Genomic DNA, 3,862 nt, shown 5'->3' with positions numbered 1-3,862 from the left:
CGGCTTCAAGTTTAAACTCGGGACTAAATGTTCTTCTGCTACGTTTTGTCATTGTGTCACCTGTTAACTTCCGAGGTGATGATATCACCTCTAATCAGATGGCCAAATTAACTATGCCACTACAGCATGCCCGTAACTCGTAAAGTTAGCTAAAACATGGCTTAAATTGGGTAGATCTGTTGTTTTCCTGATTTGATCAACAAAGCCCATCAAAATATGTGGCGACTTTCAGAACGGGGGCCAAAAACGATCTCAATGATGCCGTCGCGATTTGTGTTGCTGTTGCCCGAAGTGCCAGCAACGCATGGCCGGTATAGCTGGAAAAGGCAAACAGAATAAGGAGAATGGCACTTACCGCAACCAGGAGAAAGCCAACGCATGACCGAACTCAGGCGGTAACCCATTGACATGAAAAACAGCGTGATCACTTCCAGGCTGCGCTCGCCCTGAAGAAAGCCGCGGGCGCAACGCCCACCCCCCCCCCCATCGAGCAATTAACTTAATAAGGCTGTCCGGGCTTGTCCAACACCCGGATAGAAGTGTCGGCTGCGCGACACGTATCCTTATTTGTTGTATCCTTATTTGTTATGGGTACTTACTCCACAAAAGCGCAAAAGCACTTAAAGTAAATGAGTCGGAGATAACCCCATCCCTAATTTTTTCACGAATCGTAATTTTAGGAATTTTTACCAAACCTTCAATTTCTCGCTCAGGCTTTCCAGTCAACTGACATTCAGAGATACGTGCATAAAACACGTCAACCATTGATGCTAAAATAGCTGAATTAGGTTTTATTACACCTAATTTTTCCAGCTGATTTATATCTATTGTATACCCAGTTTCCTCAAGCACTTCTCTTATCGCCGTATTATAACTACTTTCATTGAGTTCACCGTAACCTCGAGGCGCTTCAATTTGCTCACTAAATGAATGAGCTGCTCTACGAACTAAAACAAAAATATAGTTTTCTTCACATTCTACCAACACTACCGCTCCATTGTCAGAACCATTTTCTTTGATATAGTGAAATTCGCCATCTTTGATAACGCTAAACCAAGGGTTTTTATACTGCTCCATTATTTCAACTCCAACCCTAAAAACTGTTGCATTTTCGGGTACATACCAAACCAGTTTTTTCTAGTAAAAGTTCTCGCTGTACTTTCTTTACATTTATCTTCGATGTACCCCATCGCTTCATCGGTTATAAATTGTAATAAGTCTGTAGCCCCTAACGTAGTGATAATTTCAAAAGCTTTATACGGATATTGAACCAACTCTATCTCATTTTTTAATGATTTATACACAACGCCCGCATCTAAGATTTTTTCCGGTACATCTTTGAGTACTTTGATATCATCGAGCAAAAAACCTTCGCCTTTTGTTGCAAATAAGGAATTGTATGCTGGATTTACCACCTCATTTTTAAAGCGTCTTGATTCAATAGGACTAATTTTACCAAAATAATCATCTGAAAAATTATACCAATCAGACCTAGAAAATATTTCTGATGTTTTCCTTCTAAATAGGATTCTATCGCCATCATCCTTGAAATAATTACCTAGTGCCATATCATCGTTAATCCTTACAAAAATCTCATCTTGTAAAGCACTTTTTTCAAGTGCCACCTTTTCTGATTTATAAACTATGGCATTTAATGCTGTTTGAGTTCTACGTATACGTTCTAACAAACGGACTTGTTGATAATTTGTGAGTTTTCCTTTTTCAGGCGCACCTTCAATGCTTGATAGAATAAAATTGCTTGGCAATTTTTCATAGTACTCCTCTAAGTCAAAACTGTTTTCTAAATTGAACCCTCTAATTACTAACTTTCCAGATCCTTCTTCATTCAAATATTTAACTAAATTTCTTTTTTTAAAAATTTCATCCATATTGAGGTTATCAACGAGAGTGTTCGGTGATAAGACTACACCATCTCCAAAAACCATCCCCATTAGGAACCTTTTACGTAACTCTTCCAGTCTTAACTGACGAACTGAGTCGCAGTTTGACAATAATAGTTTTTCTTTAAATAACAATTATCGTTCCTTATATAAATGAAGTTTATGCCGTACCCATAACGCAGCATTAAGGTGCGAACAACGCTAAACACCTAACCCAGACCATTGCACCTTAAACACTAAAACCAAGTTTAAGCTGAAATCGCCAAGCGTTGTGAGTCACTCTTAAATGCCTTGTTATATGCTGGATGAAATAGTTAAAAAATCACTTTCTGAAAGTTCTTCTAAACCAATATCCTTCAAGTCGATGTCAAAAACTTCGGCTTGTTGCTGCATTAGTGTAACTATTCGGTGGAAAGCCATCATATACCCCGTATTAAAGTCACTTTTTTCTCTATTAAAATCTGAAATTGAATCTAGAGCATATTCCTTTACGAGAGCACCTAAATCTTTCGTATAGTTTTCAAATTTATCACTAGACATACTATTCCTCGAATGCATATAACAGTGTATTTGGCTGCATGCTCGCTTCCACACATCAACCACGCTGATTCTTCCGACACTATAGCTGTAAAAATATATTTATTTCAACCCTTTAGATAACCAATTTCAAACGTGAATCTTCGGTGCGCCTGCATAAAGTAAGCATTGTGATTTAACGAGACCTCGTATGCAATCATTTCCTTATTAATTATTCTTTATAATCAGCCAGATAGGATCTCCCTTGTAGCTCAAAGCAAGCATCGTCTGTCTCGTTAAAACCATAATTATTTGGAAAATAGGCCTGATTCAAATATAACTGTATATGTATACAGCCAAACTCCTAAGGACGTTAATTATGACAGGATCGCCATTTCTAAATCAGGTACGAATCGAACTACGCACACGCCAATACAGTATTCGCACTGAAAAAAGTTATTTGTATTGGATCCGATGGTTCATCAAGTTCAATGATGTGCGTCACCCTGCGGATATGGGCAACTCTGAGATTGAACGTTTTTGTACCACCTCGCCACCAATCGAGCAGTAAGTGCCGCTACCCAGAATCAGGCCTTGTGCGCAATCATTTTTATGTACCGCTACGTGATTGGTAGGGAGATCAGCCAACTACGCTATCAAAATTCTCGTACACCGAAGCGAATGCCCACTGTTCTTAGCGAGCGTGAGGTTAAAGCGATTCTCTGCCATTTAAGGGGAAAATACTGGTTGCTGGCAGCAATTCTGTATGGTTGTGGGCTTCGCATTCAAGAAGCATTGTCGTTACGGATAAAAGACATCAATTTTGATTCCAAATCGATTTTCGTATTCAATGGCAAAAGCAGCAAGGATCGATATACTTTGCTGCCAAACTCCCTGATTTCCCCTTTGACAGAACAAGTCGAAATCGCTAGGCAAGTTCATCGGAAAGATTTGGATGACGGTGCTGGCATGGCTTCTGTACCTCCGGCCCTGCTAAGAAAGTACAAGGGAGCATTAAAATTATATGGATGGCAATTCATTTTTCCATCGAGTCATGGCTTTGTTAATGATATGGACACTTCCACTCACCACCTACACTAACAGTTGGTGAACTGAATGAGGAAGAGACCATGACCATCGTATCCTTAGGTATCGATTTAGCTAAATCATCTTTTGCTTTGCATGGCGTTGATTCATCAGGAAAAGTTCTTCTTAAGAAAAACGTCAGTAGAAAGAAGTTATCCGAGACGATAATCAATATCCCTCCCTGTCTTATCGGTATGGAAGCTTGCGCCAGTGCTCACTATTGGGCGAGATTATTCAAGCAATTTGGTCATGACGTAAAGCTCATGCCTCCACAGTTTGTTAAGCCCTATGTGAAATCAAATAAGAATGATACCGCTGATGCTGAAGCAATTTGTGAAGCTGTGACTCGTCCTAACATG

The 3,862-nt window shown here is 39.4% G+C and carries 5 protein-coding genes and 2 pseudogenes; 4 read left to right on the top strand and 3 right to left on the bottom strand.

Annotated features, from left to right (window positions below; all coding sequences use genetic code 11):
- Window positions 1-212: 212 nt before the first annotated feature.
- Window positions 213-314, top strand: a pseudogene (locus VV869_RS24465) (IS110 family transposase); the annotation flags it as partial.
- A gap of 271 nt (window positions 315-585) precedes the next feature.
- On the opposite strand, the gene VV869_RS24255 reads toward VV869_RS24465, so the two are convergent.
- The 3 genes from VV869_RS24255 to VV869_RS24245 form a co-directional block, all read right to left on the bottom strand.
- Window positions 586-1,077: an NUDIX hydrolase gene (locus tag VV869_RS24255; protein ID WP_337737524.1), complete on the bottom strand. Its 492-nt coding sequence runs from the start codon at window positions 1,075-1,077 to the stop codon at window positions 586-588.
- Window positions 1,077-2,036, bottom strand: a complete 960-nt coding sequence (locus VV869_RS24250) for a hypothetical protein (RefSeq protein WP_337737523.1) — start codon at window positions 2,034-2,036, stop codon at window positions 1,077-1,079. The genes VV869_RS24255 and VV869_RS24250 overlap by 1 nt, the downstream gene beginning before the upstream one ends.
- Before the next feature lie 159 nt (window positions 2,037-2,195).
- Window positions 2,196-2,441 carry a hypothetical protein gene (locus tag VV869_RS24245; RefSeq protein ID WP_337737522.1) on the bottom strand — a complete coding sequence of 82 codons (246 nt, stop codon included), beginning with the start codon at window positions 2,439-2,441 and terminating at the stop codon, window positions 2,196-2,198.
- Between the two features lie 322 nt (window positions 2,442-2,763).
- Here VV869_RS24245 and VV869_RS24240 point away from each other — a divergent pair.
- The 3 genes and pseudogenes from VV869_RS24240 to VV869_RS24230 all read left to right on the top strand — a co-directional run.
- Window positions 2,764-3,002 (top strand): annotated as a pseudogene (locus VV869_RS24240) (phage integrase N-terminal SAM-like domain-containing protein); the annotation flags it as partial.
- Between the two features lie 27 nt (window positions 3,003-3,029).
- On the top strand, window positions 3,030-3,518 hold the full coding sequence (locus VV869_RS24235; protein ID WP_337737525.1) for a tyrosine-type recombinase/integrase: 489 nt from the start codon (window positions 3,030-3,032) through the stop codon (window positions 3,516-3,518).
- A gap of 29 nt (window positions 3,519-3,547) precedes the next feature.
- Window positions 3,548-3,862 (top strand): IS110 family transposase (locus VV869_RS24230; RefSeq protein WP_337737520.1); only part of this gene is annotated, 315 nt, incomplete at its 3' end.

Origin of the sequence: Photobacterium sp. MCCC 1A19761 (assembly GCF_037389125.1) — a bacterium.
Lineage (GTDB): Bacteria > Pseudomonadota > Gammaproteobacteria > Enterobacterales > Vibrionaceae > Photobacterium.
This window is presented reverse-complemented; position numbering and strand designations above follow the sequence as displayed.